Genomic DNA, 13,266 nt, shown 5'->3' with positions numbered 1-13,266 from the left:
AGGGAGCCGAGAATGTTCGAGATGTTCTTGAATGTGCTGGGGGTGGTGTTTCTGTGGCTGGCGGTGGAGTACTGCCTGCGCCACCAGACGGCGGAAAGCCTGGACGATGCGAGCATGGTGCCGTTTGCCGATGACCCGGAGGTGGCGCGGCGGGTGGAGCTGGCGACGGGGAAAACAGTGAAAGCGGTGGCGCCGGAAGAGGCTAAGCCGGGCTGGGTCAACCTGGATATGTGAGGGGTGTCAGGTGGGTTGCCCTCACCCTGGCCCTCTCCCAGAGGGAGAGGGAACTGACCGAGTTGTTTGTTCGGGTTACACCGACCTGAAGTATCGAAAGTGAATGCAATCTCAAATACAGCGAAGATCGGCTCCCTTTCCCCCTCGCCCCCTGGGGGAGAGGGCTGAGGTGAGGGGGTCAGCTCTTGATCTTAACCGCGGTCGCGAGGGATCAAACTCTGCAATTGCTGCGCGAGAAAATCCGCATCAAACACAAACGTGTCCGGGTCCTTCAGGCCGTTGGTCTTGCGCCACTGCCACTCGCCGCTCGGCAGCCCCACCAGCGAAATGCTGCCATAGCGCGCCGCCGTCAGGCCCATCACCGCCAGGGAAATCTGCCCGGCGCTACCCATCACGTCCGGCACGAACTCCACCGGTTTGCCGGCGATCACGATGCTCAGTTTTTCGGTCTTGAAGGTCGAGGTTTCCACCGGTGTGCTCGGCCCGAAGGCGACATAAGCCTCGCGGCTCACCTCCAGCAGATTCGGCGCCTGCACCGGTTCCAGCCATTGCTGAATGTTGCCGAACAGCTCGGTGATCCGGGCAGCCCACACCTGGGACTGGGTTTCGAACAGTTGCTTCTTGTGCGCTTCACTCTCGGCATAGTGGCGAAGCATTTCGCCCAGTTGTTGTACGTCGTTCATCGGTACGTTCCTCGGGAAAGCCTGCGACAGTCGATAGTGACAGATCGAGGCGCTGGCGTACGTTAAACCTCAAGCGTTGGCACCGGGACACTTGGCAAAAGGCTCAACGGTACAGTTGCTTTGCACTGGCATCCGTCCTTGAACCGATGGACACTCGGCCCAAGCCCGACTTTTCCAATACGGGCCACTGCCAGAGGAATTTCAATGCGCACCATCGGCCTGATCGGCGGCATGAGCTGGGAATCCAGCGCCGAATACTATCGCCTCATCAATCAACAGGTCCGCGACCGCCTCGGAGCGCTGCGCTCGGCGCAAATCCTGATGTACAGCGTCGACTTCGGCCCGGTCGAACAGGCCCAGCATGCCGGGCGCTGGGACGATGCGGCGGCGATTCTGGTGGATGCGGCGCGCAGGCTGGAGGCCGGTGGCGCGGAATGCGTGGTGCTGTGTACCAACACCATGCACAAGGTGGCGGAACAGATTCAGGCAGCGATCAGTATTCCATTCCTGCACATCGCCGAACCGGCGGCGCAGGCTGCGCTGGACATTGATGCGCATACGGTCGGCCTGCTCGGCACGGCGTTCACCATGGAGCAGGACTTTCTCAAGCAGCGTCTGCTTGCCAAGGGCTTGACGGTACTGGTGCCGGACGCCGCCGAGCGCAAGGACGTGCACCGGATCATTTACGACGAATTGTGCGTCGGGGTGATCAGTGACGAGTCGCGCAAGCTCTATCAACGGGTGATCGAATCGCTGACCGCGCGCGGCGCCCAGGCGATCATCCTCGGCTGCACGGAAATCGGCCTGCTGGTCAAACCCGAACACAGTGCCCTGCCCCTGCTCGACACCACCGAACTGCATGCGCAGTCGGCGGTGGCGTTCGCCTTGCGCGACTGAGTCAGGTTTTGTTGCGCGTGCGCAGGCGGGCCATGCTCAGGGTGTCGACCCATTGCCCGTCGCGCACGGCGTAGTCACGGAACAGGCCTTCGTTCTCGAAACCGAACTTGCGGTACAACCCGATGGCCGCCTCGTTGTCGGCGTACACCGAGAGTTCGACCCGGTGCAGGTTCATCCAGTTGTCGGCGATGTCCAGCGCCGCCGCCAGCAGTTTCGAACCGACGCCCTTGCCCTGCCACGCCACGGCGACCGGCATGCCGACACTGCCGGCGTGTGCGCGGCGAATCCGCGAGTAGTTTTCCAGCCCAAGATGACCGACCACCGCGCCCTGATGCAGCGCCACCAGTTTGACCATCCGCTCGTTCTCCGCCAGCAACCGCTGACGCCAGATCTCGGTGGATTGAAACGGCATCTGCAACACCTGGCGGGTCACGGCCGGATCGTTGTACAGCGCGGTGACGGCCTCGATGTGCGATTCGTTGAAGCGTTCGAGGCTGATGGCCGGGTTGTGGTCGGGCATGGCGGATCCTTCCTGGATCGAAGTGTGGCCAGACACTCTAAACTGCAAAGTCCGACTCATACAAACGGTAGGAGCTGCCGCAGGCTGCGATCTTTTGACTTGGCTTTTGAAGAGCAAAAGATCGCAGCCTGCGGCAGCTCCTACAGGAGATTGAGTTAATTCTGGAACCATTCCTGGCGTTCGTTGAAGGTGTGGTGGATGAGTTCGACCAGCGTGCGGACTTCTTCTATCGCCTGGGAATCAGCATTGACCGCCAGCCATGCCTGCAACTGCATCGGCTCGTCAAACAGCCCCGGCAGCGCCACCAACCCGCGATCAAAGCGGCTCATGTACGCCGGCAGCAAACCGATGCACGCGCTGCAGCGGATCATTTCCAGCATCAGCTCATAGGACTGCATCTGCACCACGCCGGCCAGACGTTGTTCGACCAACTCATTCCACGGCCGAAAGCTGTCGATCTGCCGGTCGTGCTGCCATTGCACCAGCATGAAATCGCTCAGGTCGTCGGCGCTGGCCGGGCGTGCGGTGACACGGGAATAGCGTTTGGCGATGTGCGGCAGGTAATCCACACGCGCCAGTGCCTGCGGCTGACTGGTGGCGAAGGTCGGGCCGGGGCTGGGGCTTTCACCGTGGGCCAGCCACAGCACCACGTCGGCACTGACTGCACGCAACGACAGTTCGCTGTCCAGCGCAATGATCTCCAGACGCACGCTGGCGTTGCGGCGCAACAGCGCGATCAGGTCCCGACCGAGGATGTCATGCAGGATCGATTCGGCAACGGCCAGGCGGATCAGCGGCTGCTCGACCACCGGCAATTTGCGTTCGTGGGCCAGCGCCACCAGTTGCGCCTGCAGTTGCTGGCCCTCGCGCGTCAGGCTGAGGGCGCTGCCCTGAAAGCTGAACAGCGAATGCTGCAGCTCCTGTTCAAGCTGCGCCAGTTGCTTGCGCAGCAAAGTCGAACGCACATTGAGGCTGCGCGCCGCCTGCATGAAACAGCCACAACGAGCACTGACCAGAAAGTATTGCGCGACCTCGGCATCGATGGTCGCGGCTTGCGCCAGCCACGGCTCGCGCTCGCCCTGTGCCCAAAGGTAGTCGGGACTACCCTGTCGCCCTGCGGGTTCGGTGAATGACATCGATGACTCCCTGTCGATCTTTGTATTTAGACATTGCGCAGATCCCTTGTAGGAGTGAGCCTGCTCGCGATAGCGTCGGCACAGCTGACATCTCTGTGCCTGACACACCGCTATCGCGAGCAGGCTCACTCCTACAGGGATTGTGGTGTGCCAGTGTTCTAATGGTTGGTTTCGAGGACCTTGTTCAGCTCAGCCCCATCGATACTCAGCGTCGCGGTATTGAGCATCCCGTCCAGGTACGCCTGGGCAATTTGCTCCTGGCGCTGGGCCCGCAAGGCCTGGGTCAACTGGTCGCGCAACTCATCCAGTGTCGCGGTGCGCGCCGGTTGCTGTTCGGTGAGTTTGATCACATGGAAGCCGGCGGCGCTCTGCACCGGATCGGACACCGCGCCGACCTTCAACTTCGCTACCGCCCCCCGGACCTCCGGCACCAGTTGCTGCAACGGTTGCAGCCCGGTATCGCCGCCACGTTCGGCGGTGAGGCGATCCTGTGAATACTGCGTCGCCAGCGCGGCAAAATCCCCCGGCGTGCTCTGGGCTTTCTTGCTCAGCTCAGCGGCCTGTTTGCGCACGGCTTCCAGGCTCTGGGCATCCGGCACCGCAAGGAAAATCTGGCTGACGCGATACATCGCCGGCGTCATCCAGTTGGCCTTGCCGGCGTCGTAAGCCTGCTGCAATTCAGCCGCACTCGGGTAGTCCGCCGGCACCTCACTGACCGAGCGCAGATAATCACGGAAGATGATCTGCTCGCTGGCCGCCCGGGTTTGCCGCACCACGTCCGGACGCTGCGCCCAGCCCTGGGCGTCAGCCTGTTCAAGTACGGCTTTCTCCGCCAGACGCGTGCGCAGCCAGCGCTCCAGTGCTTCACGGTTGCCGCGCAATTGCTCGCGGGTCGCCGGCGGCACTGTCGCCAGCAACGCCTGCAATTCCTGCGGCGTCACCTGCTGATTACCCAACCGCGCCACCGCCGGCCCCGCAGCAACCGCCGCCATGGGCGACGATTGCTGAGCGGCAACCGGGTCAGTGCCCGGTCGCAGCACCAGCGCCACGGCTACCACCAACAGCGCTACAGCCGCAGCGCTGATCACCATGGCAGGCTTTTTCACAGCGCGACTTCCTCTTGCTCGGCGACCGCGACGTTGGCTGTCGAAGCTTGCGCGGCCTGGCTGAAATCACGCAGGTAGACGATGAACTCCTGCAGCAGGCGATCCCACAATTCGAGGTTGCCCCGCAGGTGATCATTGCTCACGCCGGCCGCCACCACCACGTCCATCTCCATCACCAGAAACTCGCCCTGCAACGACAGTCGCGCAAAGCGGCGGCTGGCGTTCCACTGTTCGGCCACGCCCTGTGGCAACTCACCTTGCACCCGCAGCGCGCAGCTGAAAGTGAAATCGACGTAGCTGCCCTGCTCCACCGCCGGGTTACCGAAACGCACGGCATAGCCGATGCCCTGGCTGGCGCTGAGCAGTTGCACGATGCCGTTCTGTTCGGTCTGGTTGACGCGATATCCGGCCGCTTGCAGGACTTCGGTCAGCGATTGCGGGGAAACGTGGGTGATCAATTGAGTCATTGTGTCTTCCTTGTTTATCAGTGCGCGAGCGCGGCTTGCGGCGCGTCGAATTGAGTCTTGTAGAGCTCGTCGCCGAACCCCTGGGCCAGTTCATCGAACTTGACCCGGGCGCTGCCCGCAAAGGGCTGGCGGATCTTCATCACCTCGGCCACATCGATGTTTTCGTAGGCAGTGAGGATCTGCTTGGCGACGCCGTACATCTGCTGATTCTTGACTGAACATTGCTGCACTTGTGTGTCACGTTCAGCCAATTGCGCTTGAAGCTTAGACCGTTCTGCCTCTTTGGCACGGGCCATGACCAACAACTCGTCATAGGCCTTTTTGAACTTGCCGACCTGTTCGTTGCTCGCCGCGACTTGCGCCTGCGCCTGGCTGTGCAGGTTCTGCTGCTGGTCGGCCAACTGCTCGGCGACGCCCTTGGCCTTGGCCAGTTCGGCGGTCAATTGCTTGATCTGCGCCTGCGCAGCCTTGGCTTCGTTCTGCGCCGCCAATTGCGCGGCGCTGGCCTGGGCCTGCTGGCTTTGCAACGCCTGCAATTGCTGGGTGGTGCTGCGCAACTGGGTACGCAGGCGCTCCTCCATGCCTTCGGCACTGGCGCCCTGAGCGATGAACAGACTCAGCCCCAACAGTAAAACTCGTGCGTGCATGACCGTACTCCCGGCGCCTTAGAAGCGCGTGTTGATCTCAAGCTGCAAGACGTCGATGTCGAACGGCGCGCCGTACACCGCTTCGGTGCTCATCCAGCGGCCGGTGGCGTAGACGTTCTTCGCCAGACCGTAATTGCCGCCGAGGAAGTAGCCCTTGGCGTTGGTGCCGCCGAGGTGGAATGACGAATCGTTGAAGCCGTCAGGCAAGGCGTCCGGCTGGATGTACTTGTAGCCGGCGAACATGTTCCAGTCGCCCTGCTTCTTCAGGTCCAACGCGTTGCCGAGGGTGAACTGCACCATCCACGCATTGGCACCGCTTTCGATCTCGCCATTGCTGTTGAGGTTGTTGACGATCTGCCCCTCGGAGCGCTTGCGCATGTCGCCTTCGTCGTAACCGAGGTTGTGGATGTAGTTGCCCTGGCTGCGCAATTTGAAGTCTTGCGGCAGATCGGCGTCCCACACCAGGTTGAGGTCCAGCAGATTGAACTCCGACGCCAGACCGACGAATTGCGGCTGCGGCGTGGTGGTCGGGTTGGCCGGGTTGGGCGTGATGTCGCGCAGCAGGAACACGCTATTGCCTTTCTGCATGAACGCCGCGCGGGTACCGTCGGTGTCGCAGCCCGGGGCGCCGGCCCAGGGTGCGCAAGGGCTGGAGCGCTGGCCTTGAATGTCGTCGAAGCGGTAGTAGGCCAGGGCCCCCTTGAGCCGGTTGTTGCTGTTGATCGCCCACTTGGCGCCAAGCTGCGCGCCGTACAGCCATTTGTTGTCGCTTTCTTCCTTGTCGAAACCGTTGCTGGTGGTCGTGTCGTTGGTGTAATCCACCGGGAACGCACCGACGGTGCCGAACACACCCCAGTCGCGGTTGAGCTTGTGGTCGAAAATCGCCGCCACGCCGTCAAAGTTGAGGTCGTTGGAATACAGCATGTCGGTGGACATGAACGGGTTGGCGAAACGCCCGCCGGTCAGGGTCAGCTCGTCGGTGGGTTTCCAGTTCAGGTAGCCCTGATCGAGCCAGATGTCTTTCTTGGCGAAACCGCCGCCGAGGTTCTGCGTGGTCGATACCGGATTGTTGTCCGAGCCGGTGCCGATGCGGATGCCGGCGGTCCATTCCGGCGAGATCACCGCTTTCATGCCCAGCCGTGCGCGCAGGCGGAACAGGTTGGTGCGGTCTTCGCGGGTGTTGAGCAACGGCGGCAGGTTGGTGCTGCTGTTGGGGTTCACGTCGTACGGGCCGTTGTTGTTGAGTTTGGCGAAGTCGACGATTTCGTTACTGTTGCTGCCCGAGTAGTAGCGCGATTCGTCACGCAGGCGAATGTCGCCGTCGAAGCTGATGCGCGACGCCCAGTCCGGGAAGGTGTTGGGCGCGGCCCAGTTTTCCTGCTTGGCAGTGGCCATGACCTCGGCCTTGACCTGATCACGGATCTGGTCACGCACCGCGGCGGGCACGTATTGCACACGCACATCGCCCGGGGCGGCCACCGGACCGGCTGCGACCGCAGTGGATGCAGCGGCCTGCTTGGCCTGAGCCGCTTCGTTCTGCGCCTGGGCGATCAGCGCGTCGGCCTTGTCCTGTTTCAGAATGCCCTGCTCGACCAGCAAGCGGATCAGATTGATCGTGGCGTTCTCCGAGGGCGCAGGCGCTGCCGCGGCCTGACCGACCAGGGTCGCGATGACCATGCCGACCGCCAGGGACAATCGATTCACATTGGAAATCATCTGCACACAACTCCTTTTGGCAAAGCTCAAATGCTTGGCAATAAATAGGTTCGGTTAACCCGGACGCCGCCCTTGCAGGGACAGGCGCACAGGCAAAGTCATGGAGGCCGGGGGCCGTTCGCTCAGGTGCGGCGCATTGCGCAGCGCCGCCAGTACCTGGGTGTCGATTTCGAGGTTGCCGCTGGACTTGATCAGTTCCACGCGCGTGATCTCGCCGACGGCGCTCAGCCAGACATCGGCCTGCAACGAAAACGCGAGGTTGCGCAGGTCCGGGTTCTCGCGCAGCAGCCTCTGAAAGGTGAACGCGAGGAACTGGCTGTAGGTGCCCGTGCCCAAACGCCCGCCGCCAGCACCGGCCATACCGCCACCCTTGCCGGCGCCGATGTTGAAGGCGTCGCTGCCGCTCTGCGCGTCGCCGTCCATTTGCATCGGGTTGGCCAGATCGTCCGCCGGCGATGGCGGTGCTTCCTCCTCGGGCTTGACCTCCTGCGGCTCGGGCGTCGGCTCGGGCTCGACGATTTTTTCTTCCACCGGGGTTTCCGGCTCCGGCGGTTTTTCCGGGGGCGGTGGCGGTGGTGGCGGCAACGGAATAATCGTCGGCACCTTTGGCGCTTCACGGCGGATGCCGCTCATGTCGTTGGCCCACTGCCACAGCAAGTACGCAGCGAGCGCGCCGAGCAGCAGCCCGGCGCCCCACTTCACGTAACGCAGCGGCGAGCGCTTCACCGGCAGTGGCTCGATCGGGAGTTGTGCAGTCATCACTCAGCCCTGCGTCGGTTTGCCGGTCACCAGACCGACCTGGGACAGTTCGAGCCGGCGCAGCAGATCCAGCACTTCAATGACTTTCTGGTACTGCACCGTCGCGTCACCGCGCACGATCACCGGGAAGTCAGGGTTCTGCGCTTTCTCGATGCGCAGGCGTTCCTCCAGTTCAGACAGGGTCACCGGGTAGGCATCGAGGAACACCTGACCGCCGTCATTCACCGAAATCGCCTTGGTCTTGGCCTCCGACAGCGACACCGAGGCGCTGGCCTTGGGCAGGTTGATCTGGATCCCCGAGACCTGCGCGGTGGCGGTGAGGATGAACATCACCAGCACCACCATCAGCACGTCCACCAGCGGAGTGATGTTGATGCTGTCCACCGCTGCATCTTCGTCATCGTCGTGGGAGGCATTTACGGACGCCATGTCAGTGCTCCTCAGGCCGGTACGGAGTGGTTGGCGTGATGGCCGCGCGGGTGCGACGCCTCACTGAACTGGCTCTCGCCGTGCATCTCCGCCAGACGGGTAATGAACTCGTCGACGAAGACGCGCATGTCGGCGCTGACTTCCTTGTTGCGAGTGATCAGGCGGTTGTAGCCAAACAGCGCCGGGATCGCGACGAACAGGCCCATCGCAGTGGCGAGCAAGGCCGCCGCCATACCCGGGGCGATGGCGTTGATGTTGACGTCGCCGGCCATCGCGGTGCCAAGAAACACCACCATGATCCCCAGCACGGTGCCGAGCAGACCAATGTACGGGCCGCCGGCGATGGCGTTGGACAGGGTCGAGAGTTTCGAGCTGAGCGCTTGGTTCTCGCGGGTGCGCACGCCGTCCATCGAGCAGCGAATGGCTTCGATGGTCGCGGCGGAAACCGAGGAGGTATCGGCGCCCTGCTCGCGGCGGGTGCGGATTTCTTTGACCGCCACCGTGTACAGGCGCCACAGCGGCGAATGTTGCAGGCGCTGAGCCAATTGCGTGTCGTCGGCGAACATTTCCAGACGCGTGCCGACCTTGGCGAACTGCTCGCGGAAGTCCTCGTTAGCCTTGCTCACGCGGCTGAGGGTGTGGTTCTTGCGCAGCATGATGATCCACGACTGGAACATCATCAGCACCAGCACAGCGATGATTACCCAAGCGTCCACCGGCACCGCATTGAGCAGGAAACCGAGGCTGCCGAAGCCGAAACCGGACTGTTCTTCGTCGACGCCGTAGGCCACCAGTTTCGACTCGGCGCCTTGCGCGGTGGCATCGGCCAGCAACAACGGCGCCGGACGCGCGACTTTCGACAGACGCAGTTCATCGATGGCGCCCACGAATGGCTGGAAGGCGCTCGGGGAAAGATCCGCACCGATGGCCATGACCGAGTTGAATGCCGGCATCGCCTGAGCGAGCGTGGCGCCTTCACGACCATTGATGAACAGGCTGACTTTCGCGCCTTCGGCGGTCAGTGCGACGTGTTGCCATTGGCCGGGATTCAGCGCCTGAGTGGCGACCGCGCGCTGGCCGTCGATCTCCACGAACGGCACGCCTTGATTGACCCCGACCAGCAGGCTGTTGGCGCCTTCCCGACGGGCCAGAATCAGTTGCTCGCCATTGGCCTGATCCAGTCGCAGCCAGGCGCTGAAGGTGAACGCGCTGCCCGCGTTATGCTGCAGCGACGGACTGGCCGGCAGCAGCAACGGCTGGCCGCTGAACTGCAAGGCGCGCCCGACTACACCGTCAATCGCCGCGCCAGTGGCGCTTTGCGCGGTGTTGCCGTAGGCGGTGGTGTCTTTGGCCGGGGTGCCGGTGGCGCCGTCGAAGTGATACAGCGCGGTGTAATTCGGATCGAACGTCAGTTGGCCGTTGCCGGTGGCCGGGGCCTTCTGATTGCCGTAGTACATCCAGATGTCCTGGCGCTGGCCGCCCTCGACATTCGGCACGTCAACCCAGATCAGCGCCATGCCCATCAGCGCATCGAAGCTTTCGATCTGATGATTGAGCACGGTCTTGTCATCGGCGGCGACAAAGCGCAGGTCCGAACCGTCCTCCTTGACGCCATCGAAGGTGAAGTTGCCGGTGTGCAGGCGCACCAGCAGCGCGGTGCGGCCCAGGGCCTGATTGATCCCGGCGCCCTGCGGCGTGGTATCGACGGCGATCTGTTTACGGTAGTGCCAGTCGTCCTGCCACCAGGCCTGAGCCGTGGCCGGGAGCACGAAGCCCAGGCAGATCAACAACGAAAGAATGAGGCGCTGCATGAACGTGCTCCTTTAGAAAGTGGCTTGAAGGTTGAAGTGCAGGCGCGATTCCTGCTTCGAGGTGTTCGGCCCTTCGAGTAGCGGGTAGCCCCAGTCGAGGCTGCCGGACAGCCATTTGCTGAGGCTGGCGCGGGTGCCGAGGCCGACGCTGGCCAGGGCGTAACTGGCGTCCTGATCCGGCAGTTCGTCGCGCAGGTACAGTTGCGCGCCTTCGGCAAAGGCGTAGAAGCGCCACTCCTGCATCCAGCTGCCGGCGTATTTCGCGAGTGACGGTGTACGCAGTTCCTGACTGAGCAGCACGCCGTCATCGCCGGTACGCTCGGCGGCCAGATAACCGCGTACCGAGGTCGCGCCGCCGGCGGAAAATTGCTCGTTGGAGACCAGTGGCCCCGACGCCAGCTGGAACGCACCTTTGCTCGCGCTCTGCCAGTCGTTGTCGAAGGTCCAGGTGAAATTGCTGTCCCCCTTGACCACGGCGAAACTCGGGTTGGCGCGGTAGCGTTTGTAGTCGAACTCTTCGTCGGAGCTGCCGTAACCGAAGAGGCTGCGCGTGGCCGCCACCAGGCTCAGGCCGAGGCCGAGCTGACTCTTTTCGGTGTAACGGAAGCCGTTGTAGGCGAAGGTGAATGGCGCGTATTTGAGCGGCACCTTGTCGCTCTCGCCGGACAAGGTCAGGCGCTCGTCGAAGTCCTTGAAGTCGATGCCGGCCGACAGCGAGTTCGACCAGCTGCCGCTGGACGGCAGCGTGTAGATCGCCGACACGCCATAGGAATGGCCCTTGCCCAACACGTTGCTGCCGCCGATGGTGGCGACGTTGCTGTCGGACTGGTAACCGGAGAACTGCACGCTCCAGCGCTCGGTCAGTGGCGCGGTGTAGGAGCCCGACCAGACCTTGGCGTTGTCGGTGTCCTGCGGCGCGGTAAAGTACGTCAGGTTGATGCTGTGGCCGAGCTGCCAGAGGTTGTTGTAGCCAAGGCTGGTCACGGCGCGCAGCTTTTCGGTGTCGGCGCTGTAGTCGTTGTTGAGGCCGACACTGGCGCTCCACGGGTTCTGGTCCTCAACCTGCAAATCGACGTCCATGGTCCCCGGGCGCTGACCTTCGCGCACCAGCGGCATGACCTGGCGGCCCGGGGTTTTGTTGAGTTGCGCCAGCTCGCCCTGGACCTTGGCGAAGTCCGGCACCTCGCCCTCTTTCAGCGCCGGGACGTTGTCGCGGATGTCCAGCGGCGAATAGTGTTTGGCGCCGACCACCCGCACCCGGCCGACCTTGGTTTCGCTGACTTGCAGGTAGACGATGCCGTCGGCCACCGCTTGCTCCGGCAGTTCGACGAACACCGATTGGTAGCCGCGTTGCTGATAGGCCTTCTGCAAGGCATCGCGGGCGCCTTCGATGTCGCTCATTGCCTTTTGCGGGCCGAGAAACGGGTACACCGCCTCTTCAATCGCCCGGGCATCGAGCACGGTGTTGCCGCGCACGAAGTATTCGTTGACGTCCACCAGACGCTGCGGCGCTGCGCTGGCGGCGGCCTCGTCGGCGAACGCTGGCTGAGCGCCGGCCGTCACCAGCAGCCAGCCCCACAGCGCCAGCCGTGACGTGAAAATCTGATCCACACTACCCCCTGAATTCGCGATGACCCTGTTGGCGCTGTTGCGCGCCTCGTGTGTTGCGGCAATGGCGGGCGCGGCTAATTGCTGACGTGCGAGGCACCGCTGTGCTTGCCGAGCCAGGTGTGCAACAGCGCGAAGTTCAGAGAGAACTCGGGCATTTGCAGCAAGGCACCGCAGAACACTTCGCCGATGATTTTTTGAATGAGCAGCACCGCACGCGGCTCATTGAGCAGCGTGGCGATGTCGCGACTGAGGACGTTGTAGCTCCAGACTTTCTGGTTCAGGCCGAGGCCGACGAACCAGCGGAACAACAGGTTGTAATTGAGCTGTTCGAACAGCTGCTGTTCGCTGGGCACCGAATACAGCAGTTGCAGGAGCAGGATGTGCATGACCGTTTGCGCGGGGATCAGCATGCCGGGCGCGGCGTTGAGGTCATGCAGCAGGCCTTGGTGGGCGTCAAGCAAGTCGTCGATCTGCGGGCGCAGCAACACCAGCGAGTGGCCCGGCGGAATGTAGCTGGAGACCTCTTTCAAGGCGCCCTGCCAGTCTTCCTGCGACACGATCCAGACCCACGGCGCACCGTAGCGATACACCGAAACCGGCTTCTTGCGCGCCGCTTCGACGATCTTCGACAGGCGCTGATCGAGCTCCTGCATGCCCACTTTCGAGTAGCGTTCCATAGTCCCCATTGCCTCACTCCCGGCGTCCCGCCTCGGCTTGTGAAAAGCGCCCCGTTGGGCCCCTCAAGCGCGTTACATAGGCATGACCGGACTGGCTATGTGCTACCGAACTTTTGTCATAAAAGCTTCATTACAGAAATTGCTGAGGGTTTTGCAAACACCACAAATACTGTGGGAGCTGGCTTGCCAGCGATGGCGCCGGGTCAGCAAGCCATTTCTTTGCTGACAGACTGCAATCGCTGGCAAGCCAGCTCCCACAAGGTTTTGTGTAGTTTTTAAGAAGTCAGCAGATCAGGTGTAGACCGGCCATGTATCGACGATCTTGCCGCCACGCACCGCCAGCAAGTTGCCGAATTGCAAAAGGACGGCTTCGGTCTGGGTCGGCCGCAGAAAGACCTGATCCTCCACAGTCAGCCCCACGGCATTCGAACCGTTGACCATCTCCTGATGAGAGCTGCGCCCGTAAACATTGCTCTGAAGCCCCGGCGGCGATTCGAACTCGATCATCCAGTTGCCGCCATAGATTAGGAAGGATTGGCTATTATTTAGTAAATTAACGAAAGCTTCTGGCTA

The 13,266-nt window shown here is 62.5% G+C and carries 14 protein-coding genes and 1 pseudogene; 2 read left to right on the top strand and 13 right to left on the bottom strand.

The genetic code is table 11. From position 1 onward, the window contains the following. Positions 1–12 precede the first annotated feature (12 nt). Entirely contained in the window at positions 13–234 is a 222-nt protein-coding gene (locus tag J5M57_RS07840) for a hypothetical protein (protein WP_083369236.1), read from the top strand. Between the two features lie 191 nt (positions 235–425). Here the strand turns inward: J5M57_RS07840 and J5M57_RS07835 are convergent, their stop codons facing one another. Further along, positions 426–917: a hypothetical protein gene (locus tag J5M57_RS07835; protein WP_207849497.1), complete on the bottom strand. Its 492-nt coding sequence runs from the start codon at positions 915–917 to the stop codon at positions 426–428. 204 nt (positions 918–1,121) lie between these two features. On the opposite strand from J5M57_RS07835, the gene J5M57_RS07830 reads away from it, so the two are divergent. Then, a complete protein-coding gene (locus J5M57_RS07830; protein ID WP_064587371.1) occupies positions 1,122–1,814 on the top strand; it encodes an aspartate/glutamate racemase family protein in 693 nt (230 codons plus the stop codon). A gap of 1 nt (position 1,815) precedes the next feature. On the opposite strand, the gene J5M57_RS07825 is transcribed toward J5M57_RS07830, so the two are convergent. The 12 genes and pseudogenes from J5M57_RS07825 to J5M57_RS07770 all read right to left on the bottom strand — a co-directional run. Beyond that, positions 1,816–2,334: a GNAT family N-acetyltransferase gene (locus tag J5M57_RS07825; protein WP_207849498.1), complete on the bottom strand. Its 519-nt coding sequence runs from the start codon at positions 2,332–2,334 to the stop codon at positions 1,816–1,818. Between the two features lie 155 nt (positions 2,335–2,489). After that, a complete protein-coding gene (locus J5M57_RS07820) occupies positions 2,490–3,470 on the bottom strand; it encodes a LysR family transcriptional regulator (protein ID WP_207849499.1) in 981 nt (326 codons plus the stop codon). Positions 3,471–3,628: 158 nt separating this feature from the next. Further along, positions 3,629–4,576 carry a peptidylprolyl isomerase gene (locus J5M57_RS07815; RefSeq protein ID WP_207849500.1) on the bottom strand — a complete coding sequence of 316 codons (948 nt, stop codon included), beginning with the start codon at positions 4,574–4,576 and terminating at the stop codon, positions 3,629–3,631. Then, complete coding sequence (locus tag J5M57_RS07810; RefSeq protein ID WP_083369242.1) at positions 4,573–5,043, bottom strand: YbjN domain-containing protein; 471 nt, start codon at positions 5,041–5,043, stop codon at positions 4,573–4,575. Before J5M57_RS07810 ends, J5M57_RS07815 begins: the two co-directional genes overlap by 4 nt. A 17-nt stretch (positions 5,044–5,060) precedes the next feature. Then, the gene (locus J5M57_RS07805) at positions 5,061–5,690 is read right to left on the bottom strand and encodes a DNA repair protein (protein WP_083369243.1); all 630 of its coding nucleotides are present in this window, start codon (positions 5,688–5,690) and stop codon (positions 5,061–5,063) included. Positions 5,691–5,708: 18 nt separating this feature from the next. Further along, complete coding sequence (locus J5M57_RS07800) at positions 5,709–7,406, bottom strand: putative porin (protein ID WP_207849501.1); 1,698 nt, start codon at positions 7,404–7,406, stop codon at positions 5,709–5,711. 54 nt (positions 7,407–7,460) lie between these two features. Beyond that, on the bottom strand, positions 7,461–8,165 hold the full coding sequence (locus tag J5M57_RS07795; RefSeq protein ID WP_207849502.1) for an energy transducer TonB: 705 nt from the start codon (positions 8,163–8,165) through the stop codon (positions 7,461–7,463). 3 nt (positions 8,166–8,168) lie between these two features. Next, on the bottom strand, positions 8,169–8,594 hold the full coding sequence (locus J5M57_RS07790; protein ID WP_064587363.1) for a biopolymer transporter ExbD: 426 nt from the start codon (positions 8,592–8,594) through the stop codon (positions 8,169–8,171). A gap of 11 nt (positions 8,595–8,605) precedes the next feature. Beyond that, positions 8,606–10,405 carry a MotA/TolQ/ExbB proton channel family protein gene (locus J5M57_RS07785; RefSeq protein ID WP_207849503.1) on the bottom strand — a complete coding sequence of 600 codons (1,800 nt, stop codon included), beginning with the start codon at positions 10,403–10,405 and terminating at the stop codon, positions 8,606–8,608. Positions 10,406–10,417: 12 nt separating this feature from the next. Continuing rightward, positions 10,418–12,016 carry a ShlB/FhaC/HecB family hemolysin secretion/activation protein gene (locus J5M57_RS07780; RefSeq protein ID WP_064587361.1) on the bottom strand — a complete coding sequence of 533 codons (1,599 nt, stop codon included), beginning with the start codon at positions 12,014–12,016 and terminating at the stop codon, positions 10,418–10,420. 74 nt (positions 12,017–12,090) lie between these two features. Next, entirely contained in the window at positions 12,091–12,702 is a 612-nt protein-coding gene (locus tag J5M57_RS07775; RefSeq protein WP_083369248.1) for a transposase, read from the bottom strand. Between the two features lie 282 nt (positions 12,703–12,984). Next, a pseudogene (locus tag J5M57_RS07770) lies at positions 12,985–13,230 on the bottom strand (DSD1 family PLP-dependent enzyme); the annotation flags it as partial. Positions 13,231–13,266 lie beyond the last annotated feature (36 nt).

The sequence above is a fragment of the Pseudomonas sp. 86_A genome (assembly GCF_017491705.1).
Lineage (GTDB): Bacteria > Pseudomonadota > Gammaproteobacteria > Pseudomonadales > Pseudomonadaceae > Aquipseudomonas > Aquipseudomonas koreensis.
The sequence above is the reverse complement of the archived record's forward strand: the minus strand, read 5'-3'. Positions and strand labels throughout refer to the sequence as shown.

Excerpts from the sequence above, each read along its gene's own strand:
- J5M57_RS07840 (WP_083369236.1), top strand. The coding sequence starts at position 13 with ATGTTCGAGATGTTCTTGAATGTGCTGGGGGTGGTGTTTCTGTGGCTG.
- J5M57_RS07830 (WP_064587371.1), top strand. The coding sequence starts at position 1,122 with ATGCGCACCATCGGCCTGATCGGCGGCATGAGCTGGGAATCCAGCGCC.
- J5M57_RS07835 (WP_207849497.1), bottom strand. The coding sequence starts at position 917 with ATGAACGACGTACAACAACTGGGCGAAATGCTTCGCCACTATGCCGAG.
- J5M57_RS07810 (WP_083369242.1), bottom strand. The coding sequence starts at position 5,043 with ATGACTCAATTGATCACCCACGTTTCCCCGCAATCGCTGACCGAAGTC.
- J5M57_RS07795 (WP_207849502.1), bottom strand. The coding sequence starts at position 8,165 with ATGACTGCACAACTCCCGATCGAGCCACTGCCGGTGAAGCGCTCGCCG.
- J5M57_RS07805 (WP_083369243.1), bottom strand. The coding sequence starts at position 5,690 with ATGCACGCACGAGTTTTACTGTTGGGGCTGAGTCTGTTCATCGCTCAG.
- J5M57_RS07775 (WP_083369248.1), bottom strand. The coding sequence starts at position 12,702 with ATGGGGACTATGGAACGCTACTCGAAAGTGGGCATGCAGGAGCTCGAT.
- J5M57_RS07800 (WP_207849501.1), bottom strand. The coding sequence starts at position 7,406 with ATGATTTCCAATGTGAATCGATTGTCCCTGGCGGTCGGCATGGTCATC.
- J5M57_RS07785 (WP_207849503.1), bottom strand. The coding sequence starts at position 10,405 with ATGCAGCGCCTCATTCTTTCGTTGTTGATCTGCCTGGGCTTCGTGCTC.
- J5M57_RS07820 (WP_207849499.1), bottom strand. The coding sequence starts at position 3,470 with ATGTCATTCACCGAACCCGCAGGGCGACAGGGTAGTCCCGACTACCTT.
- J5M57_RS07825 (WP_207849498.1), bottom strand. The coding sequence starts at position 2,334 with ATGCCCGACCACAACCCGGCCATCAGCCTCGAACGCTTCAACGAATCG.
- J5M57_RS07790 (WP_064587363.1), bottom strand. The coding sequence starts at position 8,594 with ATGGCGTCCGTAAATGCCTCCCACGACGATGACGAAGATGCAGCGGTG.